This is a genomic window from Neobacillus rhizophilus (assembly GCF_018343535.1).
In the GTDB taxonomy this organism is placed as follows: Bacteria; Bacillota; Bacilli; order Bacillales; family Cytobacillaceae; genus Neobacillus; species Neobacillus rhizophilus.
Map to the genome: position 1 here is coordinate 652,131 of NZ_JAGYPF010000004.1, position 26,070 is coordinate 678,200.

The 26,070-nt window shown below is 36.9% G+C and carries 20 protein-coding genes and 1 pseudogene; 15 read left to right on the forward strand and 6 right to left on the reverse strand.

Features of this window, described 5'->3' with window-relative positions; translation table 11 throughout:
* Positions 1–60 precede the first annotated feature (60 nt).
* The 5 genes from KHA99_RS21375 to tcuB all read left to right on the forward strand — a co-directional run bounded on the left by KHA99_RS21375 (position 61) and on the right by tcuB (position 6,124).
* Complete coding sequence (locus KHA99_RS21375) at positions 61–336, forward strand: YnaG family membrane protein (RefSeq protein ID WP_213119497.1); 276 nt, start codon at positions 61–63, stop codon at positions 334–336.
* A 241-nt stretch (positions 337–577) separates the two neighbouring features.
* Positions 578–922: an avidin-fold protein gene (locus KHA99_RS21380; protein WP_213119498.1), complete on the forward strand. Its 345-nt coding sequence runs from the start codon at positions 578–580 to the stop codon at positions 920–922.
* A gap of 1,007 nt (positions 923–1,929) precedes the next feature.
* On the forward strand, positions 1,930–3,312 hold the full coding sequence (locus KHA99_RS21385) for an MFS transporter (RefSeq protein ID WP_213119499.1): 1,383 nt from the start codon (positions 1,930–1,932) through the stop codon (positions 3,310–3,312).
* A 279-nt stretch (positions 3,313–3,591) separates the two neighbouring features.
* Positions 3,592–4,983 (forward strand): FAD-dependent tricarballylate dehydrogenase TcuA, encoded by a 1,392-nt coding sequence (tcuA, locus tag KHA99_RS21390; RefSeq protein ID WP_213119500.1) that lies wholly within the window; start codon positions 3,592–3,594, stop codon positions 4,981–4,983.
* Entirely contained in the window at positions 4,958–6,124 is a 1,167-nt protein-coding gene (gene tcuB, locus KHA99_RS21395; RefSeq protein WP_213119501.1) for a tricarballylate utilization 4Fe-4S protein TcuB, read from the forward strand. Before tcuA (KHA99_RS21390) ends, tcuB begins: the two co-directional genes overlap by 26 nt.
* A 500-nt stretch (positions 6,125–6,624) precedes the next feature.
* On the opposite strand, the gene tcuA (KHA99_RS21400) is transcribed toward tcuB, so the two are convergent.
* Positions 6,625–8,145, reverse strand: a complete 1,521-nt coding sequence (tcuA, locus tag KHA99_RS21400) for an FAD-dependent tricarballylate dehydrogenase TcuA (RefSeq protein ID WP_372447623.1) — start codon at positions 8,143–8,145, stop codon at positions 6,625–6,627.
* 218 nt (positions 8,146–8,363) lie between these two features.
* On the opposite strand from tcuA (KHA99_RS21400), the gene KHA99_RS21405 reads away from it, so the two are divergent.
* The 6 genes from KHA99_RS21405 (at position 8,364) to KHA99_RS21430 (ending at position 17,887) form a co-directional block, all read left to right on the forward strand.
* The gene (locus KHA99_RS21405) at positions 8,364–9,242 is read left to right on the forward strand and encodes a LysR family transcriptional regulator (protein ID WP_213119503.1); all 879 of its coding nucleotides are present in this window, start codon (positions 8,364–8,366) and stop codon (positions 9,240–9,242) included.
* 14 nt (positions 9,243–9,256) lie between these two features.
* The gene (locus KHA99_RS21410) at positions 9,257–10,381 is read left to right on the forward strand and encodes an AbrB family transcriptional regulator (RefSeq protein ID WP_213119504.1); all 1,125 of its coding nucleotides are present in this window, start codon (positions 9,257–9,259) and stop codon (positions 10,379–10,381) included.
* A 359-nt stretch (positions 10,382–10,740) separates the two neighbouring features.
* Positions 10,741–11,838 carry a DctP family TRAP transporter solute-binding subunit gene (locus tag KHA99_RS21415; protein WP_249366806.1) on the forward strand — a complete coding sequence of 366 codons (1,098 nt, stop codon included), beginning with the start codon at positions 10,741–10,743 and terminating at the stop codon, positions 11,836–11,838.
* 84 nt (positions 11,839–11,922) lie between these two features.
* Positions 11,923–12,426, forward strand: coding sequence for a TRAP transporter small permease (locus tag KHA99_RS21420; RefSeq protein ID WP_249366807.1), 504 nt, complete (start codon positions 11,923–11,925; stop codon positions 12,424–12,426).
* Positions 12,404–13,684 carry a TRAP transporter large permease gene (locus KHA99_RS21425; protein ID WP_213119506.1) on the forward strand — a complete coding sequence of 427 codons (1,281 nt, stop codon included), beginning with the start codon at positions 12,404–12,406 and terminating at the stop codon, positions 13,682–13,684. The genes KHA99_RS21420 and KHA99_RS21425 overlap by 23 nt, the downstream gene beginning before the upstream one ends.
* A 441-nt stretch (positions 13,685–14,125) precedes the next feature.
* Positions 14,126–17,887: a PDDEXK-like endonuclease domain-containing protein gene (locus KHA99_RS21430; RefSeq protein ID WP_213119507.1), complete on the forward strand. Its 3,762-nt coding sequence runs from the start codon at positions 14,126–14,128 to the stop codon at positions 17,885–17,887.
* 240 nt (positions 17,888–18,127) lie between these two features.
* Here KHA99_RS21430 and KHA99_RS21435 read toward each other — a convergent pair whose 3' ends face one another.
* The 3 genes from KHA99_RS21435 to KHA99_RS21445 all read right to left on the reverse strand — a co-directional run bounded on the left by KHA99_RS21435 (position 18,128) and on the right by KHA99_RS21445 (position 20,503).
* Entirely contained in the window at positions 18,128–18,958 is an 831-nt protein-coding gene (locus KHA99_RS21435; protein ID WP_307852125.1) for an alpha/beta fold hydrolase, read from the reverse strand.
* An 88-nt stretch (positions 18,959–19,046) separates the two neighbouring features.
* The gene (locus tag KHA99_RS21440) at positions 19,047–19,736 is read right to left on the reverse strand and encodes an alpha/beta fold hydrolase (RefSeq protein WP_213119509.1); all 690 of its coding nucleotides are present in this window, start codon (positions 19,734–19,736) and stop codon (positions 19,047–19,049) included.
* A 179-nt stretch (positions 19,737–19,915) separates the two neighbouring features.
* Positions 19,916–20,503, reverse strand: a complete 588-nt coding sequence (locus KHA99_RS21445) for a TetR/AcrR family transcriptional regulator (RefSeq protein ID WP_213119510.1) — start codon at positions 20,501–20,503, stop codon at positions 19,916–19,918.
* A gap of 1,187 nt (positions 20,504–21,690) precedes the next feature.
* Here KHA99_RS21445 and KHA99_RS21450 point away from each other — a divergent pair.
* Positions 21,691–22,116: a hypothetical protein gene (locus tag KHA99_RS21450; protein WP_213119511.1), complete on the forward strand. Its 426-nt coding sequence runs from the start codon at positions 21,691–21,693 to the stop codon at positions 22,114–22,116.
* Between the two features lie 117 nt (positions 22,117–22,233).
* On the opposite strand, the gene KHA99_RS21455 is transcribed toward KHA99_RS21450, so the two are convergent.
* On the reverse strand, positions 22,234–22,968 hold the full coding sequence (locus KHA99_RS21455; protein WP_213119512.1) for a hypothetical protein: 735 nt from the start codon (positions 22,966–22,968) through the stop codon (positions 22,234–22,236).
* 361 nt (positions 22,969–23,329) lie between these two features.
* Between KHA99_RS21455 and KHA99_RS21460 the strand changes: the two genes are divergently transcribed.
* The 3 genes and pseudogenes from KHA99_RS21460 (at position 23,330) to KHA99_RS21465 (ending at position 25,352) form a co-directional block, all read left to right on the forward strand.
* Positions 23,330–24,001 carry a YrrS family protein gene (locus KHA99_RS21460; RefSeq protein ID WP_213119513.1) on the forward strand — a complete coding sequence of 224 codons (672 nt, stop codon included), beginning with the start codon at positions 23,330–23,332 and terminating at the stop codon, positions 23,999–24,001.
* Positions 24,002–24,118: 117 nt separating this feature from the next.
* Positions 24,119–24,380, forward strand: a pseudogene (locus KHA99_RS30965) (LLM class flavin-dependent oxidoreductase); the annotation flags it as partial.
* 15 nt (positions 24,381–24,395) lie between these two features.
* On the forward strand, positions 24,396–25,352 hold the full coding sequence (locus KHA99_RS21465; protein WP_213119514.1) for an ATP-grasp domain-containing protein: 957 nt from the start codon (positions 24,396–24,398) through the stop codon (positions 25,350–25,352).
* Positions 25,353–25,500: 148 nt separating this feature from the next.
* On the opposite strand, the gene KHA99_RS21470 is transcribed toward KHA99_RS21465, so the two are convergent.
* On the reverse strand, positions 25,501–26,031 hold the full coding sequence (locus KHA99_RS21470; protein ID WP_213119515.1) for a DoxX family membrane protein: 531 nt from the start codon (positions 26,029–26,031) through the stop codon (positions 25,501–25,503).
* Positions 26,032–26,070 lie beyond the last annotated feature (39 nt).

A 26,070-nucleotide genomic window follows, 5' to 3' on the forward strand; every position in this document is an offset into this window, starting at 1 on the left:
TAATTAAGTGGTTGAAGTTGATTAAAATGAGTTTATTTCCAAATACAGGGGTGATTGATTATGCAAAGAAAATTTATTCTTCTATCCTATTTGTTGTTCCTAGTTCCTCTTTTATTTATTGTGAATTTTTTATTCGATATTATCACACTTGAGAAAATACAAGGATTACCAATATTTTTCCCATTTATTTTTTGTTCGGTCGGTCTTTTTTTTGCTTCAAAAGCGTTTCAAATTAAAAGGAGTCCAATGGCTCTTGGTGCTATAATAGCAAACTCTGTTTTATTCTTGTTTCCATTTATTTATATGATGGGAGGAACCTTAATTTTTGGTGTTTAAAAATCAAAAATCCTATTCAGTTAATGGGGGAGGGCTATCAAAATGAAAACGAAAGTCCATTTTCCGTTTATCTATTTTTTATGGGAAACACGGGGACGGTTCTTTTGCATCATTTTCCCTTGAAAAAACCAAGCGTTTTTAATAAAACTTTACATAACAACCGCTTATATTATATTTTCGAGAATATCTAGTTTCACCATAAAGGAGAAGAGAAATTATTTAAAGAGGGGGAGAAAACAATTTGATAAATTATAATGGTCGTACATTTGTTTCAATTGAAAATACAGCTAACGGAGAAGTTTCATCAAAAACTTATTTTAAATATAATCAAGAGGGAAATATCATTTCAGCAACATATAGTGGAGGAGAAATCGTCAAAGGTTTTCTGATTGGAATCGTAAATGAAGATGGCAGCTTAGAGTTTAGGTATAATCATATAAATACAAAAAATGAAATTAGAGGAGGAGAATGCGTTTCGACTCCCGAAATCTTAACTGATGGTCGAATTAAACTTTATGAGAAATGGAAATGGATTGATGCTGAGTCAACTGAGGGAAATTCGATCATTGAGGAAGTTGTTATATAAAATATTAAAAAAACAAAAAGCTTTACTTTAACGAACATGGGCTTTGCTAGAATAACCAGCAAAGCCTTTTATTCTGATTCCGACATCTTTCCTAATCATCATCTGGCACAACAAACATCCTTCCTTGCATAAGTGATTTTCCTGTTTTTTACAAATGGATATTATGCGAATTATTAATAGAAGAAAGTAAGATGAGAAGATTGAAAAATCACTTAAAATTTGTTGCCTAAAATGCAATAGGACTAAAGGATATTTACGAAAAATTCAGAATATAATATACAAAAGGATGTAAGAAGGGGTTTATTTGAGACGAATAGCTGATTTAATGTGGGAAGGCTTTACTTTGAGACAGATTTTCCATAAAAAAATAGTTATACCGTATCTTCTGTTTTTATGTTTTCTTATTTTATTTGAAGTATATTTGATTATTTTTCTGTTTACATCACTTCAATTAATTGCCCCAATTGGTTATAAGGCTACTTTGTATTTTTACGGTATTGTATTATTTTTAATTTTCCTCTTTGGTTATTCAATAATGGTACTTATTGAAACCGTTAAGGGAATTAGAAGAAAAAAAGGTTTGCTTATATAACCAACCAATAAAGAGGTTGGTTTTTTTTGTTTTATCGGAGCTGAAATTGGTTGAAAAGTTCCACTTCCGTGTTTATAAGGATTAAGGCAGCTAAAAGTTATTGCCATAAAACATTCACATCCTTTTTAAATCCATACCGTTCTTTTTCTTCATTAAACTAAGACGGGTTTTGGATTTGTAACCAAGTATATATATTTTTTGATATTTTGCTATTATTAGACAGTAATTTAAACGTATTGGGAACATCACTTTTCTAAGATAAAAAAATTTTATGGTAGTTTATAAATAATCAATATTTTTTTTATTCGATAAATTATGATAATTTTTATATAACGCCTTTAATAAGCTTATTAAGTTGAGAAAAAGTAACAAAGAGGAGACGGGGATAGAAGATGAAAAGTGGGAGGGAATTGTCATGAGTAGAACTACGGGGCTTAACATTGCAAATCGTATGGACCGTTTACCTATTTCTTCGATTCACAAGAAGGTTATTTTTGCTTTAGCGGTTGCTTATTTTTTTGAATTTGCGGATTTGAATACGTTTTCATATGCAGCACCTGCATTAATGAAACAGTGGGATTTGCCAATGAATGTTATTGCAACCATTAACTCCAGTGCCTTCTTCGGAATGTTTTTGGGGGCTACCCTAGGCGGCTGGCTTGGCGATAAAGCAGGAAGAAAGAAAGCTATTATGATTGGACTAGTCCTATTATCTGTATTTTCAGGGTTGAATGCGCTTGCTTGGGATGTGTGGTCACTTTCCATTTTCAGATTTGTAACAGGGATGGCTGCTTCAGCTTTATTGGTGAATGCGAATACTTACATAATTGAATTCTTCCCAAAAGCTGTTCGTGGTAAGTATCAAGCTTTAGCAGTAGGAATTGGTATTACAGGTATCCCAATTACGGGTTATGTTGCTAGTTTGGTAGTTCCTATGGCGGATTTTGGATGGAGACTTGTATTTGTATGGGGAGCGTTGGGAATCTTCGCTTTATTCGGTATCGTAAAATTGTTTGAAATACCACGTTGGTATGAAATGAAGGGACAAGTAAGTAAAGCGAAAGCAACCATTGAACAAATTGAAAAAATCGTTGCAAGTGAAAAAGGTCCTTTAGCTAAGCCAGATCCTGAAGTTTCAGTTGCTCGAGTAACTACAGGTAAAATGTCTGATGTTTTCAAGGGAATTTACCGTAAACGTACAACCATTCTAATTGCAGTTTGGATTCTTCAAACAATCGCTTTCTATGGATTTGGATCATGGGTTCCAACTCTATTGGTGAATCAAGGAATTGATATCTCGCGTACCTTACTTTATAGCACATTAATTACCTTGGGTGCTCCATTAGGCGCATTTACGGGTGCAATGATTTCGGACCGCTTTGAGAGAAAAACAAATATTATTGCTTCTTGCTTCTTCCTTGCAATTGCTGTGTTTTTATTCGGGGCCACATTAAATCCTGTGATGATCGTTATCTTTGGTTTCCTTATTAACTATATCGAAAGAACCTTCTCATCAAATCTATATACGTATACATCAGAACTTTACGGAACAGAAGTGCGTTCTTTTGGACAAGGATTGACATATGGTATCGGCCGTGCATCCAATATTATCGGACCATTTATTATTAGTTTTGTATACACAGGATTCGGATACTTAAATGTATTTATTCTAATATCACTTGTTTGGGTTTTAACAGCTGCAGCTATATTCTTTGGTCCGCGTACTTCTAAGAGAAGTCTTGAAGAAATCAACGGAACACAATTGAATAAAAAATTCTCACAATCATCAAATTTTTAGTCTGAAAAAAAAGCACTCTAAGGGGTGTCGTTTCCATTCAACAGTTATAAATGTTAGGGTTTTTATAGGATTATTTATGATCTAAGGTGATTTTACGGAGAGAAGCTAAACTAGTTTTAGCTTCTTTTTTTTATACTAGTCTTATCATTTTTTTTTATCACTTATAATCTATCATAAATTAAATTTATGCACCCGTATAAATTTTTAATATTTTTTTTATTCTTAATATTATATTAAAGTTATATTAAAGGTTGAGACATCATGAAAGGGGATTTAATCATGGAGACGGATGTTTTAGTAGTCGGCGGCGGGAACGCTGCTCTCGCTGCTGCACTATCAGCTCGCGATCAGGGGGTAAAGGTGCTGGTAATTGAAAGGGCTCCTAAATTTTATCGCGGCGGAAATAGCAGACTTACCCGGGACTATAGGGTAATGAATACACGTGAGAATAAGTATATGACTGGCATGTATCCTGAGGAAGAATTCTTGGAGGATTTAAGGCGGGTTGCTGGTGGGGAAATAAATGAACCTATTGCAAGATTAGTTGTGCGTAAATCCGAGGAACTTCCCGACTGGCTTAACAAACAGGGGATTCAATGGCAGCCGGCACTATCTGGGACCCTTCATTTAGGAAGAACAAATATCTTCCAGCTTGGCGGCGGTAAGGCTGTAATGAATTCGTACTATCAAACTGCTAAAGCAAAAGGGGTAGATGTCTGGTACGATTCAAAGCTTGAAGATATAGAAATGAGCGGCACTAAGTTCAAGGCTGCTAAAGTTCGCAGGAATAACCGGATCGAGACAATTAAAGCAAAAGCGATCATATTTGCCGCTGGTGGTTTTGAAGCAAATATAGAATGGCACAAACGTTACTGGGGAGACGCTGCTGAGAATTTTATTATCCGTGGTACCCCATATAATCAAGGGAATGTTCTTGAGATGCTCCTAAATAAAGGTGCATCCCAGATTGGAGAACCTGATGCGTTTCACGCCGTCGCGGTTGATGGCAGGGCACCAAAGTTTGACGGAGGAATTGTTACCAGGCTTGACAGTGTTCCATTTGGGATTGTGGTAAATAAGAATGGTGAGCGGTTTTACGACGAAGGTGAAGATTTCTGGCCGAAACGCTATGCCATTTGGGGAGGACTGATTGCCCGGCAGCCAGATCAAGTTGCTTATTCGATCATTGACAGTCAGACACTTGGAAAATTCATGCCTTCCGTATTCGAACCAGTATCTGCAGGAACAATCGAGGAATTGGCGGAAAAACTTGGCCTTAACCCCACAGTGGTTGCTAAGGCCGTTGAGGACTTTAACAATGCCGTTCGTCCGGGAACGTTTAATCCAGGTGAATTAGACGACTGTAAAACAGAAGGATTAAAACCGGTAAAAAGCCATTGGGCGGTACGGATCGATAAGCCTCCATTTTATGCTTATCCACTGAAGGCTGGAATTACCTTTACATACCTTTCAGTAGAAGTAAATGAACAGGCAAGGATCAAGTGGAAGGATGGAAGCCTCTGTGACAATATGTTTGCAGCAGGAGAAATGGCAGCAGGTAATGTACTGCGCCGTGGATATCTGGCTGGGTTTGGACTTACAATGGGGGCGGTTTTAGGGAGAATTGCAGGGGAGGAAGCAGCAAATGCAATCCAAAGAGCTACTAGATGATGGAAAACGACAAATGAGATTATGTAATGCTTGTCGCTACTGTGAAGGATACTGTGCCGTATGGCAATCTATTGAGTGGCGTCGGGATTTCACAGATAATGATATGACGTATTTGGCCAATTTGTGCCATGATTGCCGGGACTGCTACCATGCATGTCCATTTACAACCCCACATGAATTTGGCATTAATCCGCCAAAACTGTTTGCGCAATTGCGTGAAGATACCTATCGAAAGTATGCAAGTCCGAGAATATTTGCCAAGGTACTCGGAGAAAAACGAAGCGGCTTTTGGATTACATTTTTCTTTGGAATCATTTTAATGGTAGCTTTAATTTTGGGAACGAACGGAACTTCTGGACTTTTAGAAGCAAAAGTAGGAACAGGAGCATTTTATAAGTCCATGTCAGAGGCTGTCATGATTATTGCTTTCTTGGCTTTAGGAATTTGGATGGTTGGCGGCTGGTTGACTGGAATGAGCAGATTCTGGAAGGACATTAAATCAGCTAAATCTGAAAAAATCATTGGAAAAGATATTGTGAAAGGTACAAAATATGCGCTAAGCCTTCGTTATCTGGGAGGTGAAGGGGCAGGTTGCAATTATCCAACAGATGAACCTTCTACTATTCGCCGTAAATTTCACCATTTAGTATCTTATGGTTTTATGCTAGATCTTGCTTCAACAGCATTAGGGGCATTTTACGCACATATATTACACATTCCTGCGCCATATCCTGTGTACCATCCAGTAGTACTTCTGGGAATCTTAGGCGGCATTGGAATTATTATTGGAACTATTGGACTGTTGGTGCTTAAAGCAAAAAGCGATCCTGAAATCAGCGACGAAAAAGCAGCAAAGTCAGGAACTTCATTTATAGTTGCATTACTAGTTGTTGCTGTGACAGGAATGATTTTGTTGCTGGCTCGTGAAACTGCAGCTATGGGAATTTTGTTGGCAATCCATTTAGGAAGTGTTGCAGCTCTATTCTTCACAGCTCCATATACTAAATTTGCCCACTTTGTATATCGTTATTTAGCTCTTATCCGTTATGCACAAGAAGAGCGCATTGCACATCAGCCTGTTGAAGTGAAAGTGGGAAAGCAGCCTGTTAAGACAGGTACAACGGTTGCGGGCAAACATTGATTGCAGTTTGTTAGAAGCTAAATATTATGAAAAAAAGCAATGCCAGGGTTTAGTAATCGCATATACAAATAAAATGGCTTTCGGTTGTTTACCGGAAGCCATTTTATTATGAGCAAATATTTTTGTAACGGCGTGACAAATGTTAAGGCATTGGTCAATCCCTGTACTAAAAAATATGGCTGTGTTATTCCTGTATGTATATCACTGTGTTTGAAAATAAACGTAAAATTCCTTTTAAATGGGGAAATACCCATATTTCCCTATAAATAAAGGAAGTTTTTCCGTTTATGTTATCTAAATCTTTGGATTTTGTCTTATTTAGAGCAGTTAATCGGAAAATCTTCGATTATATTTGCTACTCAAGCCTACCCTATATACAATAGCCGGAAATTCTCCGCCTATTAATTCTCATACACTAAACATCAATAATGATAGAGCTAAAAAAATAATTACGGCACGACATTCACAGGTAAAATGTTGTGCCATGCTTACGGAAGCAATCACTGATTAATTAATTGTTTTGGCTTTTCGTTAATATAGCTGGCTGCGGTGGCCCCAGCTATTTTTCCAAATACTGCGCCCGACATCAAACCTGACCCGCCTGGATAATTACCGTAAAAAATTCCACCGATCATTTCCCCAGCAGCAAATAATCCCTCTATAGGTTGTTCTTCCTTATCTAAGACTTGTCCTAATGGATTTACGTGCAAGCCCCCAAATGCGAATGTAATTCCACATGTTACGGGGTAAGCATAGAAAGGAGATTGTTCAATACGAAGTGCCCAGTTTGATTTAGGTGGAGTTATTCCCTTAGTGCATTTGCCATCTTTCTCTGCAGGCCGATATTCACCTTCCTGTACTGCACAGTTGTACTCTTCAATTGTTTTAAGGAATTGCGATTTATTTACTGGCAACAAATCAGCAAGCTCTTCCAGGGTATCTGCTTTATAAAACGTTGCTTCATTCAGGTCGTATTCTTTCCGAAGCATCGAGCGGACCTGTGCATCATAAATTTGATAGGCTACATGACCAGGCTGTTTTAACACCTCGTGTCCATATTTAGCATAGGTGTAGTTTCTAAGATCTGCGCCTTCATCTACAAAACGTTTACCTTGATTATTTAACATTACGCTGTATGGATAGGAATGTTTTTTGAAAATATCTCCAGGCTTTGAAAAGTCACCAACTTTTGGAGCATTATAATCTGTTCCGATTGAATGACATCCAGACCACTCTCCAAATTTTTGAGCGCCTACTTCAAGAGCCATTTTAATACCGTCTCCAGTGTTAAACTCGGTTCCACGAACTATGGCAGCTTCCCATTCCGAACCAAGGTTTTCAGTTCTCATTTGCTTATTGGCTTCAAAGCTGCCGCAAGCCAAAATAACACCCAATGTATTCACAGAAACAATATTACCTTCTTTTTCAACCACTACCCCAGTAATTTGGTTATGATCTGTTTCTAATTTCACAGCCCGAGAATTATACCAAATATCAATGCCAAGTTCTTCTGCCCGTTCAAAGAGCCTCTTCATTAATCCCACGCCTTTATTTTCAGTTTTAAGTGGTAATCCACCCCAAAAATGACGTTTACCGTCTTGAATAAAGGACTGATTATCATAATTTAATTCAAACTTAATTCCTTGGTCTCGCATCCAACAAATAGTTTCATAAGATTTGGAGACCAAATGTCTTGCCAACTCGGGGTTGCTTTTACCATTTGTTACACGCATTAAATCATTATAAAAATCTGATTCACCATATTCCGGTAAAACAATCATTTCTGCTTCTTCATTTGTTAACTGAGGAATGACCTTTCTAACAGCCTCTAAATTATTGTAGGCAGCCCGAATGGCTCCATCGGTAAAAAAAGAGTTTCCACCCCGTTTTTCAATAGGTCCCCGCTCCAATACGAGAACTCTTGCACCATTTTCTTTTGCAGAGATGGCTGCACATAAAGCGGCGTTTCCTGCCCCAACAACTACTACATTATAATTTTGTCTATTTTCCAATATAATCACTCCTTTTATGTTGATAATAAGGTAATGTTTAGAATAAAAAAAATATTGTTTTTTTATTAGATTCCATAAAATTTATTTATAGATTTGTTTATATCAATAAATCCTCCAATAAAGATAGATTTCTATATTTATGTTGTATATAATTTTAACCATCAGATAATTTTTAATTAAATTCAAATAACCATAAAAAAAATTTATGGTAAAAGGAGAAAAAAGTTATGGATGAAAAAGACTGGAACATGTTGGTCACTCTCTATGAAGAGCGAAATATAACTAAGGCAGCACAAAAATTATTTATTTCACAGCCGGCCTTAACGTATCGGATCAAACAATTAGAAACTGAGTTTAAAACAAACTTGATTGCGAGAGGAAAAAGAGGTGTCGAGTTTACTGTTAAAGGAGAATATCTTGTTCAATATTCAAAAGATATGCTTAACCAATTAAGAAAAGCGAAAGAACATGTTTCTAGTTTGGATAAGGAGGTAAAAGGAACGTTGCGATTAGGGGCATCTGGCTTGTTTGCCCGCTATCAATTACCCGTTTTATTAAAGAATTTCCTCCACTTATACCCCGATGTTGAGATTACCCTTAAAACAGGGTGGAGCTCTAATATTCTCCAAATGCTTCAAAAGGAAGAAGCACATGTCGGCATTGTCAGGGGACCATATAATTGGAACGAAAATAAAGTATTAATTCAAAAGGAAAAAATCTTTATCGTGTCTAGCAAAAAAATAGATGTTAAGGATCTTCCATTTCACCCAAGGGTCAATTATATGACAGACCAGTCATTACGAGATGTCATTGAAAACTGGTGGCAGGAAACGTTTACCGTTCCTCCTAATGTCTCAATGGAGGTTGACCGAATTGAAACCTGTAAAGAATTAGTTCTTAACGGTTTAGGTTACGCTATTTTACCGGAAATCTGTATAAAGGAAGATGACCCCCTTTATAAAGAACCGATTGTTTTAAATAATAATAGCTTTTTGCAACGAGAAACTTGGATTTTTTACAGGGATGTTACGTTGGAATTATCACAGGTTAAAGCATTTATAGATTTTCTAATTGAAAGTAGGCAGCCAAAAGGGGAGCTTTCATAAGGGGAGGGAACATGTTGAAAAAGTGGGATTTATCTAACCAAAGCAAAACAATACAATTTATAGCTGCTATTATAACCGCTTGTTTTGGAGGGTTGCTCTTTAATCTGATAAAGGTGCCAATTCCTTGGCTCCTTGGGCCAATGGCAGCTCTTTTAATTGCATCACGATTTAGAAATGTTAGATTTTATTGGCCCGTTGCAATGAGAGATACGGGATTAATAATTGTAGGTTATTCAATTGGAATTTCGTTTACAAAAAGTTCACTTTCAGACATCATTAGCCATCTCCCTTCCATGCTGATCCTGACAACCTTAATCGTCCTAGCTTGTGCAGGTATGGCTTTTTTTATCTCAAAATGGTCGGGCATTGATTATCCAACAGCATTAACGAGCAGTATTCCTGGCGGATTATCACAAATTGTTATCTTTGCTGAAGAAATGAAGGGGATTGATCTTACAATCGTTACCTTTTTCCATGTAACTAGAGTTCTGATCGTTGTTTTTTTACTCCCGTTTGTCGTTTTTAGTCCTATCTTTTTAAAAGAAAGAACAATGGGCTCAGCAGAAGAAATAGTGAACAACAGTATACCATGGAATCAGTTTTTTCCAGATATTTTGTTTTTCGCAGTTATTTGCTTGTTTGCCGCTATCATCGGTAAAAAAATTAAATTGCCGGCACCATATTTTTTAGCACCAGTCATGGTTGCTGCCTTACTTAACCTTTTTGTTTTAAAGGGATTACCTCTTCCTCCTTCTTTCCTTAACTTCGCTCAATTTATGGTTGGCGGTTATATAGGTTTGCTATTAAAACCCGAAAAAATGGAAAGTAAAAAGAAAATTATATCCTTTGCTCTAATCAGCGGGATCATTATGGTGGGGATAACAATGGCTTTTAGCCTGCTGTTAACAAATACATATCATTTATCGACAATAACCGGATTTCTAAGTCTAGCCCCTGGCGGCATGGATCAAATGGGAATAATTGCTCATGAGGTCAATGCGGATTTATCAACGGTGACTAGTTATCAACTTTTTCGAATGCTTTATATATATATTGCTGTTCCTCCTTTATTGAGATTGGTATTAAAATTAAGCATTAAAAGAAAAAACAACAATTCTATAAATATTGATGTTAAATGATAGGGGATTCACAAAATATTTTTATGGGACAACTCCCGTAGCGGGGGGACTTACTGATCAGGTTAATACTCAATTAAGAAAGATTAATAGGGGAAGTTAAAAGGAAAAGAATTAATCGTAAGTGATTACTTCTTTTCCTTTTTTTATATGAGCCAGAAAAGAAAATTTAGGAGAATAATAAATTATTTTTATAGTAAAACGAAAAAAACGATATTTTATTTATTCAGAAAATTAAATTACGATTAATCTAATCTAATAATTCACACTATTAGAAGGTTAAAAAAGGGGTGAACTTAATTAATAAATGAGAGCTATAAGCTGTTACAGCAATACTATAAAAAAATAAGGAGAGATTCTATTTGAACAGAAATGTAAGGGATTACAATGACTCAAGTGTGGGGAATAAGAAAAATAAACTTATCAATTTAGCAAAAATGTCTTTGCTATCCTTAGCATTACTGCTTCCATTGGCAGGTTGTGGAAGCGATGCTAGTTCTGTGGGTGCTTCAAAGGAAGGAAATAAAGACTCAGATATTCAAAAACTAGAAATTAAACTATCACATGTTGCATCGGATAACACTCCAAAGGGCTTAGCGGCACTTAAATTTAAAGAAATGGTCGAAGAAAAAAGCGCCGGCAAAATAAAAGTTAAGGTTTTTCCATCAGGCCAGCTTTACGGTGATAATGATGAGATTGAAGCAGTTCAAGCGGGGAACGTGCAAATAATCATACCTGCAGCAGCTAAATTAAGTGGTTTTGAAGAAACCTTCGAGATATTTGATTTGCCGTTTATGTTTAAAAATGAAGAACATCTTCGTGCTTTTGAAGATGGAGAGGCAGGTCAACAACTTCTGGCAACATTAGATAACCATGGAATGAAGGGGCTGGCATTTTGGCCAAATGGTTTTAAGCATATTACTAATAATAAAGTAGCTATTAACGAGCCAAAAGACCTAAAATCTTTAAAAATACGTACACATGGCGGTCAAATTATAAATGAGTTTTATGATGCATTAGGTGCTTCTTCGACGAAAATAGCCTTCAATGAAACATATCAAGCCCTTCAATTAGGTACAATTGATGGTCAGGAAAATAGTATTGTCAATATTGAAACACAAAAATATGGTGAAGTGCAAAATCATCTGACCATAGCAGGTCATGCCAGATCAGAATATGCTGTTGTTACTAATAAACAATGGTGGGATGGATTAAATAAAGAAACACAAGCTCTATTAACAGATGCAATGAAAGCAGCGACTGAAGAAGGAAGAAAACAAGTAGAAGAGCTCGAGACAGGATCGATGGAAAAAATCAAGAATGAAGGAAAGATTAAGATCGTTGAATTGTCAGACAAAGACAAAGAAAAGTTTAAGCAAGCCACAAAACCTATTTTTGATAAGTGGGCAAAGAAGATGAATCAAGAAATTTTAACTAAAGCTATTGAAGCTGGAAACTAAAAAGAGGGATCTTACTCTCTCTTTTTAGTAGAACAAGTCAAATCTTACTATCAGCTTTTATATAAGGAGGCAGGGGCCTTGGGTATGATTAAAAAAATATATTTGTTTTTTGAGGACTTTTCCTCAGCTCTTTTTCTTATAACAGGTTTAGGTCTTATGTTTTATGAGGTAATTATGCGCTACGTGTTTAATTCTCCGACAATATGGATCAATGAAACAGCTAGTATTCTAGTAGTATGGGGAATTCTGTTTGGGTTATCTGTCGGACTTCGTGATAACCACCATATTAGCGTAGATATTTTTTATACATTATTTCCAAGAAAAATACAGAAATTCATTGATATTTTCGCCAATCTTGTTGGTATCGGCTTCTGTATTTTCCTGACTTATAATGGATTTGTGTTAGTGGAGCATTCTTTTAATAGTGGTCAAGTTACAATGGACACAAGGACACCGTATTGGATTTACTACCTTGTTATCCCTATTTCTGGGCTGATGTTTATGATCCGCTTTATTGATAAGACCGTAAAGATAATCAAGAATAATGGAAGAGAGGAGAACCTGGATGGAAACCATACTGCTTTTTAGTACATTTGCTATACTCCTTCTTCTTAGGATTCCGATTGCTGTAGCTTTAATAGCTGCAACAACATTTATGTTTTGGCTGGATGGGAGTTTTAATATGTGGACTATTCCACAAAAAATTTTCACTAGCATGAATTCTGTTACCTTAATGGCCATTCCTGGCTTTGTCTTGGCTGGTACAATTATAGCTAAGGGGGGAATAGCCAAATATTTAATTGATTCATTAAGAGCTTGGATTGGTCATATATCTGGCGGATTATCAGTGGTTACGATTGTTGCCTGTGCATTCTTTGCTGCCATAAGCGGGTCAAGTCCTGCAACTGCTGCTGCTATTGGATCCATCATGGTTCCTGCGATGGTTAACGCTGGATATAGTAAGCGATATGCGATGGGATTAGTTGCAGCTTCCGGTACATTGGGCATTCTAATTCCACCAAGTATCCCATTAATTGTATACGGTGTTGTAACAGAACAATCCATTGGGGCGTTGTTTATGGCAGGTGTGATTCCGGGAGTTGGATTAACATTATGTCTTGTTATTTATTCGATTATTTATGCTCGTATTAAAGGCTATGGAAAATTAGAAAAAGCAAGTTGGCGGGAAAGAATTCAAGCATCAAGGAAAGCCATATGGGGTGCTTTTTTACCTGTTTTGATATTAGGATGTATTTATACTGGTACAACTACACCGACTGAAGCATCAATTGTATCAGCCGTATATGCTGTAATTGTTTCACTTCTGATGTATAAAGAGACATCGCTTCAGAAATGGAAGGAAATCATTAATGAAAGTATTGGCATAACAGCCATGATTATGCTAATTATTGCAGGCGCAATGACGTTTTCGCTGTTTATGACACAGGAACAAATTCCACAAGCACTTGCTGCAAAAATGATGGCTTTAGAGTCTTTAGATGTCTTATTATTCTTTGTCTTAACAGCAATCCTATTCTTTATTTTAGGTATGTTCTTAGAGTCTTCTTCTATTATGCTCATCACACTCCCGTTATTATTGCCAATCATGTTATCATTAGGAATTAATCCAATACATTTTGCAATTGTTATGATCATCAATATGGAAATTGCACAAATTACTCCGCCAGTTGGTTTGAACTTATTCGTAATTGGCGGCATAGCAAAATCAAAATTAGGTGAAGTATTTAGGGGCTGTGTTCCGTTCATAGTTCTCATGATCATTTATATGGTTATCGTTATGGCGTGGCCAGAGCTTTCTCTTTGGTTACCAAAACAACAAACGTAATTTATTTTGAGCAAAATAGATAACTATTTTAATCAGTGTGCAGTGGAAGTGAGTGGCTAGAAAAAAGCATTTTCCGTGGAACTTTTGTCAAAAAAAATATCGGTTGAGTATGTTTTAAAAAGGAAACAAGGGGACGGTTCTCGTGCATCATGCAATAATGCACGAGAACCGTCCCTCCGTCTATTTAGGGATTTTTAAGGTTTGTCCTACATAATGGTATTTGATGTTAGAAATAATTCGGTGTGGGTATCGACATACTTTTTCACCAATAATCTCCTATTTACACTCCAATATTCCTACGTTTATTTGATATAATAATTTCGACATTATTTTTAGTTTTCTCCAGATTTTACAAATGTCATTTTATTTAATGTAATAATACTTGAATTCTCACCTATTATTTTTAATAACGTTTCTACGTCAAAGGGAAGAAGGTAACTTATGAAAGACAAGCTAATACATATGAGGGATAAGCTTAATGATATTAGTCGGCGCAATCGTTCTATCCGATTGTTAAAGATTTATAATAAGTGGAGTTTTGATTTAACAGAACTGGACAGGCTTTCTATATTATCAAAGGAAAAAGTTAGTTCTACCATTGTCGAGCAAGTGATTAAACAATCTAAGCGCGAAATCACGTTATTAAAACCGTCATTAGATAATGAAGCTTCTATGGTGATTGCTAAAAAACTTACTGATTTATATAGAAATATTAAGGGAATTGAAGAAGAAACGGGGATACACGACTTCTATTTGGGTTTTCCTTTTATCACTGGAACACTTTCTGACGGAACGTTTTTTCAGGCCCCTTTATTTCTTTATCCGGTAAGATTAGAAAAAAACAATGTTAATTCACAAAAATGGGTCTTAAAATCTGATGAGGGTGAACCTCAGATTAATCGTACATTATTTCTAGCTTTTAAAAAAATGAATAACCTTAACTTTTCAGAAGAATTTTTTGATCAAGCAGCCGAAATGGCAGCAGAATATGACTTCGAAAAATGGCTTTCGTTTTTAAAACAATATGAAATGAATGTTTCGTTTACTTCAAAGGGAATCACCAAACTAAAAGAATATAAAAAAGACGAGGTTCCTCCTGTTGTAAATTTAACTTTATTGGAAAATGCTATCATTGGAAACTTTCCTCAAGGCGGATCGTCTTTGGTAAAGGATTATGAGGAACTTATTGAACTCTCAGAAGATAGTGACTTGTCATTGGCAGGTGATTTGATCGATCCAAAGGATATAGATCATGATAATAAACAAGATGATTTTACCGATGAAGCAGTAAATGATAGTGAAAATCCGGAAATTCTAAACCTTCTTCAAACTGATGGTTCACAAGAAGAAATTTTAAAGGAAGCGCGGTATAAAAAAGGGCTGGTTGTTCATGGACCTCCAGGAACAGGAAAGTCCCAAGTCATTGTAAACCTTGTAACGGATGCTCTTTATCAAGAAAAGAAGGTTTTAATTGTTTGCCAAAAACGTGCAGCATTGGATGTTGTTTTTCAACGGCTTGATAGCTTGGGGCTTAGCCGTTATGTGGCCCTTGTTCATGATGAAAAAAATGATCGAAAAAATCTTTATCCTAAGGTAGGATCAGTTCTTGAACAAAATCAAGTTTATTTTGAAAATGCAGTAAATGAGCTATCTTCTACATCTAAGAAACTATCTGCACAAGAAGAACTTTTAAACAAAATAGCGAATTCATTATACGAGTATCAGGATTTTGGATTAAGATTGTATGATTTATATGGAATAGCTAAACCGGTTGAAGATACCACTCAAATTATCGATTTAACTGAGGTATTGCCTTCCTTAAATAAAGACCTTTTAGAAGATATTTCGGAAAAAGTATATACCTATGCTGAATGGTACGATCGCTTTGGAAAAGAAGATTATCCTTTAAAAGACCGAAAATCATTTGCGGATTTTAATATGAAGGAAAAGCTTCAAGCCATTGAAATGCTGAATGATCTGATTGATAAAGCAAGAAAATCAGTCGAATATCTAAACTCGTTAGACCATAAGAAGATTACTCCCGCTTATACATGGATCATTGAGAATAAACTCGATAAGATTTATCCTGACTTAGATGATGGAAATAAACGAACATTACACGGTCTGAGGTTATGGTGGTGGACGTCAGTCTCAGGTAAAGCAATCATTGAGGAGCTGCTTGATGGCGCCAAATTCAAAGGAACGAGTTCTACAGAATGGATCAAAGTCAAAAAGTCTCTCGTTATTATGCATGAGTTAGCCAAAGTAACGAAAGCCATGGCAGATGAAACGGAGAAATTAAAGAAATACCTTGATGATGCGATGGTGGAAGCTTTTAAAAACAGAATTTCCGAAGGAGATATCCCATTCGGCGAACTGGATAAAATCGTCGAGTATTTCCATCGTGATTTTGACGAACTTCAGCAAATGGATGATTACTGGAAAAAATGTTCTGATTTAGAGAAAAAAGTGATTCAGCTGCTGAAACAGAAAACTTCAATGAATGAGTTGACTCCGCCGGAATATTGGGTCGAATTATTTAAGAACTCAGCTTATGTCCATTGGATTGATCTAACTGAGAAGAAACACCCAGAGGTACAAAAAATATCAACCAATGAGTTTTCAAGGATTCGAGAATCGTTTGCAACCCTAATTCAAGAGAAAAGAAAAGTTGCCACAGAATTTTTAATTCATAAGCAAACCAAAAAGGTTGAAACCGTTCAAACGACCCATTCGAGAAGTATGAGGGAATTGAAGCATCAGGTAAACAAAAAAAGACAGGTTTGGCCGCTTAGGAAGCTTGTTAACGAATTTGCTGGAGAGGGACTGGTTGACATCATGCCGATATGGCTGGCTTCACCAGAAATTGTTTCGTCAATCTTTCCATTAAAAGAGGGGCTTTTCGACATCGTTATTTTTGACGAAGCTTCCCAATGTACAGTAGAGAGTGGTATACCTGCGGTTTATCGTGCCAAACAGGTGATTATAGCGGGAGACGAAAAGCAGCTGCCTCCATTTAATATGTTCCAGTCTTCCTTTATTAATGAGGATGATGAGGAAGAAGAATACGATACTGACGAATCCGTTAGCTTGTTAAATTTGGCAAAGAGACGTTTCCCGGAAAAGCTGCTGCAATGGCACTATCGTTCTAAGTATGAAGAGTTAATCAATTTTTCCAATCATGCCTTCTATAATGGCCATGTTCAAATTGCGCCCAATGTTGTTCCGTTTAAGAAACCACCGGCCATGAAATGGTTAAAAGTTGAGGGAAGATGGATTAACCAATCCAATGAAGTTGAGGCAATTGAAGTGGTAAATATACTGAAAGACATCTTGATTAAACAACAAGGTAAAACTGTAGGAATTATCACCTTCAATGCAAAGCAGCAATCAAAGATACAGGATATAATCGATAAAAAGTTAAATGAAGATAAGGAATTTAACTCGGTATATAATCAAATGATGTCTAAGGACCTTGACGAAAGAGTATTTATTAAAAATATAGAAAACGTTCAAGGGGATGAAAGGGATATTATTCTTTTCTCGATTGGGTATGCAAAAAATGAGGAAGGAAAGATATATAACCGCTTTGGCTTATTGAATTCAAAAGGCGGAGAAAACCGGCTTAACGTTGCTGTCACTCGGGCAAAGGAAGGCATTATCGTTGTTTCAAGTATCGAGCCAGAAGAGTTAAATGTAGCGAACACCTCGCATATGGGTCCAAAGTTACTAAAATCATATTTAAAGTATGTAAGGGCAGTAGCTCAAGCTGAAATGGACCAAATTAAGGCTGTCGTTCAGGAAATAAATGAAAATGTAAATACCCATATTCAAGACAAAGAGCTCCACTTTGATTCTCCGTTTGAAGAGCAGGTGTACAAGCAGTTGAGAAACCTTGGATATGAAGTGACCACTCAAGTTGGAATGTCGGGATACCGGATTGACCTTGGAGTCGTGCATCCGCATGATTCATCCCGTTATATATTAGGAATTGAATGCGATGGGGCGATGTACCATAGTTCGGCCAATGCTAAGGAAAGAGATGTTTACCGTCAGAAATTCCTTGAGAGCAGAGGGTGGACCATTGAACGGATTTGGAGTCGGAATTGGTGGAAGAATCCTTCTGCAGAAATAGAGAGAATTGACCAGAGGATAAAAGAAATCTTGAAAAGGGAAAATGTCCGGGAAAAAGTCTTGAATTAATGTTGAAACAAGATTGCCAGTATAACTTATGCAATTGGTTATACTGGCCATTTTTTGTTTTGTATAATTATTTTCGGGTTTAGCAGAATTAGGTGAATTAGCTCATTTCCGATTTTGTGCAGATTTGGGGTAGGAAATTCACATTTTGTCTACAAATTGGAATTCAGAAGAGGGTTTTCTGAAATTCGTGCCAATTTTAAGAAATAACAGAATTTCCACCTTTTTTAATTATATATCTGTTCATTTTGATCCTTTAATAAATGTTAAAAGGTCATTATTTATCCGCTCTGAATGTGTGATGTATAATCCATGCGGGGCATCTTTATACAAAATAAACCGGTTCTTGGGTAACAACATTGCTGACTTTTGGCCGGAGATTTCTACCGGGATTGATCGATCTTTATCACCGTGGATAATGAGTACAGGTACAGTGATGGACTGCATCTCCTCGCGAAAATCCGTTTCGATGATAACTTTATTACACTCAACCACTGCTTTAAGCGATGTCTGCAACATATCCCACCGAGTCCATTCACCAATTGCGCTGGTATCAGAACGATTGAAGTATGGCAGCTCATTTTGAATTAACCAATTTGGAAAGTCTCGTTTCCACATTTCACGCACCATTTCTGCGACATCCTTTGGTACTCCGTAAGGATTATCCTCTGTTTTCATCAAAAATGGCACAATGGCTGCGACAAGCACAGCACGGTCCACCCGATCGTTGCCATGACGTGTTAGATATCGAATTACTTCACCACCACCCATAGAATGACCTACAAGCGTGACATTTCGAAGATTCAGGTATTCAAGCAGTTCAGCGAGATCGTCAGCCAGGGTGTCGAAGTCGTATCCGTTCCCCGAATCATCTGAACGCCCATGACCGCGTCTGTCATATGCGATACACCTCAAGCCCTGATCTGCTAAAAAAATTCTCTGATAATCCCACATTCTAGAACTTAGTGACCATCCAGAAACAAAAACTACCGGATTGCCTGTTCCCCAATCTTGGTAAAACAGTTGCAAACCTTCTTTGGTTTTGAAAAATGGCATCGCCAATCCCTCACTCATTTTTAGATTTTTTTAAGATCAAAAAAATCAGGACAGTCATTATCTCGTACTTCTAGTAGGAATTAAGAAATCGAAAGCATTCGAAAACTCATGAAAAAAGAAACCTTTTTACGGCAGCCAAGAAGGCTGGTAAATTATCATCATGCACAAAGTGCCCGGCATGATCGATCGTCACCAACTCGCAATTTGGAATAAGTTCAGAAACCTCCTTCAATTTATTTTGGGGAATATGACTAGACCCGCCGCCTATAATAAGAGTCGGCTTGATAATGTCCTTAAGACGGGCCCACCATTCGGGATTAGGGTCATTAAGTTGCCTTAGAATCGAAGGCACAACCAGCCAATCAAACGGAAGGGGACCAGGGGGGTTAGAAGGAATCTCGATTGGCTTATCGGGAAAAGGAGGTGGGGTGTCTACAACAATCAACTTTTCTATCCTTGACGGAAATCTTTCCGAGAAAAGATAGGATACAGTTCCTCCCATGGAATGACCAAGTAGCGTAAATTGTTCTAAATTCATCGCATTCGCAAAATGAAGCAAATCATCGCACATCAACTCAAAGGTGTAAGTTCCAGCTCTTGCACTCCCAGCGTGACCCCGCTGATCTAAAGCTAATACGCGGTATTTTTCTCCTAATGCAACTGCCGCCTGATCCCATGATTCTGCACTTTTTCCCAGTGCATGAAGTGCAACAAGCGGTGCTGCAGAAGGGTCCCCATTCTCTCGATATTGAAAAGTGAGTCCATTCAATTCAATTTGATTTACCCGTGTTTCCATCTCGCTCATCTCCTAAGGGGCTTCGCCATTTGAAACCCGATATTTAATTTCCATACCTACATATTTCAACGAATGTGTGAGTATTGCCTGGAAACTGCATCCAACCTGGCATGATAAAAGAAGGCCTGTAATTTAAGAGTGCTCTGCTATTTTAATGGTTTACATTTTCACTTACGTTTTTATGCGGTACAAAATTCTTGAATGATCTGATTTTTTATTTCTTCAATCGGAAACTCTTTTGGATAGGTAGATATCATCAACATAATACCTTGAAGGACGGATGAAAAATATAACGACCGTTTCCTTGGCTGCTTTACTCCCAGCCTTTCAAATATTTCACATTGTACCTCAAACATTCTTGCGTTCTCTTTAATAATTAATTTACTGTATTTAATCAACTCTTCGTCTGCCTCTGGCTGAGTTTGCAGGTGCAGATAGAATCGATGGACTTCTGGACTTTGATGGATATTATCAATCGCTCCTTCGATAATGTGTTTAAGTTGCTCACTGGGTTTCTCGAGAGCAGTTGCTCCTTCCATTACTTCAATGACTTCCCTGATTCTAGCCTCGACCATTTCAGCCAGCAGTTCTTCTTTTCCTTTATAGTAATTGTATAGTAACCCTTTAGAAATGCCCGCTTGTTTAGCTAAATCGTTTATAGAGGTAGCATAATATCCTTGTTTAATAAATAATTCCATAGCGGCAGCACGAATATTTTGTTTTGAAAGTTGGCGAATACGATCATTCTCTTCAGGTGTTCGCGGCATTTTAATTCCAATCCTCCATAAAAGCAGTGATTTCTTCATATAAATGTTCAAATAAGTAAGTGTCAACATAAGTTCAGCAAAATCTATTTCACTTGAATACCCAGAAACTTTTTACTGTTAATGTCTTAATGAATACACATCAAACCTTCCATTATTTAACATAATTCACAGTATTATTTTATTATTGAATGAACGGTTAGTCAATGATAAGATTTATTTTTTTTGAAAATTTATACAAATTCCTTTTTATCAAAAAAAAACACCTACTCGATACTTGTGAGTAGGTGTGCGATTTACGATGTGTGATTTGCCTATTATGCCCCCCTGAAGAGAACCCGTTTACATGAAGGACGGTCTTTTTTATGCTGTTTTCGTAAATTTGTTGTTTTTGTTCCTATGCGACCGAGCCGGTAATTTTTTCAAGAGTTGGGGGTGCAAAGAAAGGCTCTATACGACCGATCCGGTGATTTTTTCAAAAGTTGGGGTGCAAAGAAAGGCTCTATACGACCGATCCGGTGATTTTTTCAAGAGTTGGGGTGCATAGAAAGGCTCTATGCGACGGAACCGATGATTTTTTCAAGAGTTGGGGTGCATAGAAAGGCTCTATGCGACCGAGTCGGTGATTTTTTCAAGAGTTGAGGTGCATAGAAAGGCTCTATGCGACGGAACCGCTGATTTTTTCAAGAGTTGGGGTGCATAGAAAGGCTCTATGCGACCGAACCGCTAATTTTACCAAGAGTTGGGGTGCATAGAAAGGCTCTATGCGACCGAACCGCTAATTTTACCAAGAGTTGGGGTGCAAAGAAAGGCTCTATGCGACCGAGTCGCTAATTTTACCAAGAGAAGGGGTGCATAGAAAGGTTTTATGCGACTGAACAAGTTATTTTTCCAAGTGTTTGGTCACTTACAGGGAGGCAAAAGTTATTCCGACTTACTTGGAGCAGTTTTTATATTCAGAAAGCAACAATCTATTAGAAAAGCACGTTTTTTTTATCCACCTTATTAGTAAAAGGGAGTATAGTCTATAACAAAAATTATGAAAAATGGCTCTTGTTACATTATGCAGCCTATTATATTGTTAAAACAAATTTAACATGACAATTTACCATTTGCTTTGTTTATAAAGTTTATTCCAATTGTAAGACTATTAAGAGTTGCCAATGTTTTTTTAGGAAGGGAAAAATTATATGCTTTATATGTGGGATATTGAGAAGATCATTACAAAAATATTAAAAGAGCTTAAACTAAAAATAAATGTTGAATTCAGCAATAAAATCACTGCACCAATGAGTTATAACGTATCGACAAATACGATAAAGTTTAACTACATACAAATTAACGGATATAACGCTAAAATTAACTTTAAAGTTAAAGAATCAGATGAAAATTTTACGAAAATTATTCTTTATCATCAGCTAGGATATTATTTAGAATTCAGGAAAAATCCACGAGTTTTAAAGACTCTCTATTATGGCAAAGAAGAAGAAAAGAAACAGCTTTTAGCAGAAGTAGAAGAGAATGCTTGGGAACATGGAAGAACACTCGTACCGGTACATCTATTAAAAGCATACGATCAAGTACGTGAATTGGATAAACTTTTGTTAAAATTGTAATTAAATGAGTCTATTGTCTTACATATTATTAATTTTTAAAGGCCGATAATATACAAGTGTTTTACACCACCTGTATATTATCGGCCTATTTTCATTCAAAACATATACTTTAACCTATTAAGCTGCTTGCTTTTTATTTCTTTTTATTCGTTCTTCTTTTTTATTTGATTTAGGCACTCTAAATAATAATATCAATCCGGCAGTAAACAGAAGAGTCCATACAAGTGCGAATTTATTACCACTAAAATATATACCTAAAATAGGTATCACCAGTAACAAGATGTTTTTTACATAATAATTTATTTTTGGATTTATGACTATTAATAACGAAATAATAACAAGCACTGAAGCTATGATGTTAACACCTAAAAAGGTAAGATTCGTATAATTTACATAGGAGTAATACCCAAATGATCCTACTATTGCAAATAGGGAGAGATAAAACCGTATCAATGGATTTTTATAAAACAGAACCCAAATGGCAATAAAATTAATTCCTGCGCACATTCCAACTACAAATAATGTATGCGGAAAATTACTAATAGGATCTTTCATAAAGTTCAGGATGAATTTGATGTCGAAAAAAACAGCCCCTACAACAAAAATCTTAAAGATTAGTTTTATCCAGAACATTTTTACTGTCTTTTTCTTATTTGAGGAAAAGAACCTAAATATCGACGATACTCCCGCAAAGCCATTATCATCGGCTTTGTTTTTCCCCATAAACAAATTATTATATTCCTTTTTTTCTCGCTCCCTTTTGACAGCTTGCCTCGTCGGGTAATCTCTTTCTATATTTTCTTCTTCGTTCTCTTTTTCTACTTGTTGGTCTGACTGTGAATAATAATCCAATGTAAAATCACCTCAAGTATTTTTTATCATATCATTATATCTTATTTCGATATAATTAGTAATTTCGAAGCTCTTTTTAAGCAGAGGAGCTGAGAATTACTGCAATTGGTTTAAATGGGGGGAGGAGGCTCGCATTAGGATTGGATTTAAAGTCAGGAAACAAAAAAAGTTGAAATGAAATGTAACTGGACATAAAAAAGGGGCACATTAGTTGCTTTCCAAAATAGTTAAAATGCTTCATGAAAGGCATTAAAAAATAGATAAAAGGTACCAAAATGTGGAATATGGTGATGAAATACTTCATGTTATTCTCCACACATGGTAGAATGTTGAGAGTCTCAGTTTTGGGAGAGTGGTTATTTTGAATAAATTTCTAGACAATTCACGGGCAACGCACAGAGCAAAAAGAAAAAAAATCAATATCATTTTAAACGGAGCAATTGTTATCGTCCTTATACTTATTGCATTTGTTTCTTATTCGGTGTTTTCGTCGGGAGATAACAAGTCAGCATCTCAAAAAAGTGTTCAAGCTTCAGACGAAAAACAATCTGTTAAAAATATAAAGAAGGATAAGCCAGCTGAGAAAGAAAGTTCAACAAGTAATCAAAAAAATGACGACTTATCGTCCGAAGATCAAACTCAAAGTGATCAAACGAATAGCGGTCAAACTCAAAAAGATCAAACGAAAAGTGATGCTACAGCAGGCAATGCATCCTCAGCTTCTTCGGATAGCTCACAGGTAAATTCAACAACATCACCTGCACCGGAAACACCGGCACAAACGGATCAGCAGCATGTTACAAACTATGATTCAAGTTCTCAAGATTGGCAGCAGATGCTGCAGACAATCTCTTCTGCTACTGGATTAGATCAAAGCAATATGACTGTATGGTTTTTAGGGAGCGACAAAAGCAACCCGGGCGGTTCAGTCGGGACGATATCAGCAAAACAACAAGGGTCGCCAAAATATCGTGTGTATCTACAATGGAACGGCTCAGGCTATACAGCAACAAAAGTTGAACCAGCTTCATAAAGGAAAATAGGATGTACCTAAGGAACATCCTAAGGCTGTCTAGAAACGCTAGACAGCCTTTTATTTCGCTTGGATTCTTTAATAGTTTAAAGTGCTAATTTGTTTTAATATACGTTAGATTCCAGCAGTTATGCCGGCTTAAAAGACTTCACTACAAAATCACACTTGGAGCAGCAAATCCAATTACAGGATTACTCTGTATCGGCGGCCGAACTTAGTAGGAACACCTGAGCAAATTGCAGATCGGATTTTACAATATGAAGAAGCTGGCTTAGAATTATTGTTGTTGCAAATTTCACCTCAATTAGAGGAAATGGAACACTTTGCAAAGCAGGTTAGGCCATTAGTTGAACAAAAACGTAGTTTAATAATGAACTAAAAAGGGGTCATCAAGATGAGCAAGGTATATGTGATACACGAAAATAGTGAGTGGACCATCCATTTAACAAAAAGGTTAGAGGAGCTTGGTGTTCCTTATGAAGAATGGCATTTAGATGAGGGAACGCTAGACTTATCAACTGAGCCGCCCGAAGGAATCTTCTATAGCCGAATGAGTGCATCTTCTCATACACGAGATCATCGTTTTGCAGCAGAATTTACTGGACAAGTATTGGCTTGGCTTGAAGCACATGGCCGGACGGTGTTAAATGGAACGAGCGCTCTAAAACTAGAAGTTAGCAAGGTTATACAATACTTAGAGTTAAACAAGTATGGTGTGAAGACGCCAAAAACAATTGCAGCGGTTGGAAAACAAAACATTATTAAGGCAGCCAAAAGCTTTGCAGGACAGTCCTTTATTACGAAGCATAACCGTGCCGGTAAAGGTTTAGGTGTTCAATTATTCCATAGTGTTGAAGCTTTAAAAGCTTATGTGGAAGGGCCTGCTTTCGAAGAACCGGTCGATGGCATTACCCTTATTCAAGAATACATTCAATCTCCTGAAAGCTCCATCACCCGTTGTGAGTTTGTAGGAGGAAACTTTGTATATGCCGTTAAGGTTGATACTTCGGAAGGATTTGAACTTTGCCCCGCAGACGCATGCAAAATTGGCGATTTATTCTGCCCGGTAGGAGAAGAGGTAGAAGAGAAGCCTAAGTTTCAAATCATTGAAGGTTTTGAGGACGAAATTTTAGAAAAATATAAAAAGGTTCTAGCTGGTAATAATATTCATGTTGCTGGCATTGAGTTCATCAGAAATGCTGAAGGTGAAATTTTTACTTACGATATCAATACAAACACAAACTATAATTCTGACGCAGAAGCTAAAGCAGAAAAATACGGAATGCTCGAATTGGCTTTATTTTTAAAGAAGACATTAGAAGAAAAATACGTAACAACAGCAACAGCTTAATTTGGTGACGTAACGAAAATTCCCATGGTACCTGATAAGGGCCATAGGGTCAGACCCGTGTTATACGGCAGTTTTCCGAGCGGGGCGGAACGCTTTACTCCAATGAAAAGAGGCGATTCCGGGTTTCCGTTCGCCTCTTTTCTTGTTGTTAATTCACAGTTGCTTTATGGTTATCAACGGCGGCATTTTTCTTGATGAATTTTCTGATGAATTTTCTGATGAATGGAATTACCCAGCGGTCTAAACCGATTCTGCCGGCGTTGTAGCCTGCTGTTAAGATGATGAAGCCCAAAATAATGTCTCTAGGGTTGTGAGATACGGTTCCTGCCAAGAAGAACGCGAAGTTCATAATCAATCCGAAGAATGCTGCTGCTGTTGTCAAGCAGCCCAACAACAATCCCAAACCGATGAGCGTTTCACCCCAAGGAACAACAAAGTTGAAAATATCAACGTTTGGCAGGGCAAAGCCTTTTAAGAAGTCAGCATACCAGCCGAACACAAGCGCTCCGTCCGGTCCTTTAACCGGATTGGCAATGGCTCCTTTTAAATATCCTGCGGCGTCAAATCCTCCGGTTAATTTTCCCAAGCCTGCAGTAAACCAAGAATAGCCAAGATATAAACGAATCACCGTAAGAATGACGGCAGAGATTTTGTTTTCGCGTAAGAATTTGTTAAACATAAGGCTTTCCACCTTTCTTGATTAATTTGTTTCTTTCTA

What these genes read in the sequence shown, in the direction of transcription:
- KHA99_RS21375 (WP_213119497.1), top strand. Translation starts at nt 61, where the DNA reads ATGCAAAGAAAATTTATTCTTCTATCCTATTTGTTGTTCCTAGTTCCT.
- KHA99_RS21385 (WP_213119499.1), top strand. Translation starts at nt 1,930, where the DNA reads ATGAGTAGAACTACGGGGCTTAACATTGCAAATCGTATGGACCGTTTA.
- tcuA (WP_213119500.1), top strand. Translation starts at nt 3,592, where the DNA reads ATGGAGACGGATGTTTTAGTAGTCGGCGGCGGGAACGCTGCTCTCGCT.
- tcuB (WP_213119501.1), top strand. Translation starts at nt 4,958, where the DNA reads ATGCAATCCAAAGAGCTACTAGATGATGGAAAACGACAAATGAGATTA.
- KHA99_RS21405 (WP_213119503.1), top strand. Translation starts at nt 8,364, where the DNA reads ATGGATGAAAAAGACTGGAACATGTTGGTCACTCTCTATGAAGAGCGA.
- KHA99_RS21420 (WP_249366807.1), top strand. Translation starts at nt 11,923, where the DNA reads ATGATTAAAAAAATATATTTGTTTTTTGAGGACTTTTCCTCAGCTCTT.
- KHA99_RS21425 (WP_213119506.1), top strand. Translation starts at nt 12,404, where the DNA reads ATGGAAACCATACTGCTTTTTAGTACATTTGCTATACTCCTTCTTCTT.
- KHA99_RS21430 (WP_213119507.1), top strand. Translation starts at nt 14,126, where the DNA reads ATGAAAGACAAGCTAATACATATGAGGGATAAGCTTAATGATATTAGT.
- KHA99_RS21435 (WP_307852125.1), bottom strand. Translation starts at nt 18,958, where the DNA reads ATGAGTGAGGGATTGGCGATGCCATTTTTCAAAACCAAAGAAGGTTTG.
- KHA99_RS21440 (WP_213119509.1), bottom strand. Translation starts at nt 19,736, where the DNA reads ATGGAAACACGGGTAAATCAAATTGAATTGAATGGACTCACTTTTCAA.
- KHA99_RS21445 (WP_213119510.1), bottom strand. Translation starts at nt 20,503, where the DNA reads ATGCCGCGAACACCTGAAGAGAATGATCGTATTCGCCAACTTTCAAAA.
- KHA99_RS21450 (WP_213119511.1), top strand. Translation starts at nt 21,691, where the DNA reads ATGCTTTATATGTGGGATATTGAGAAGATCATTACAAAAATATTAAAA.
- KHA99_RS21465 (WP_213119514.1), top strand. Translation starts at nt 24,396, where the DNA reads ATGAGCAAGGTATATGTGATACACGAAAATAGTGAGTGGACCATCCAT.
- KHA99_RS21470 (WP_213119515.1), bottom strand. Translation starts at nt 26,031, where the DNA reads ATGTTTAACAAATTCTTACGCGAAAACAAAATCTCTGCCGTCATTCTT.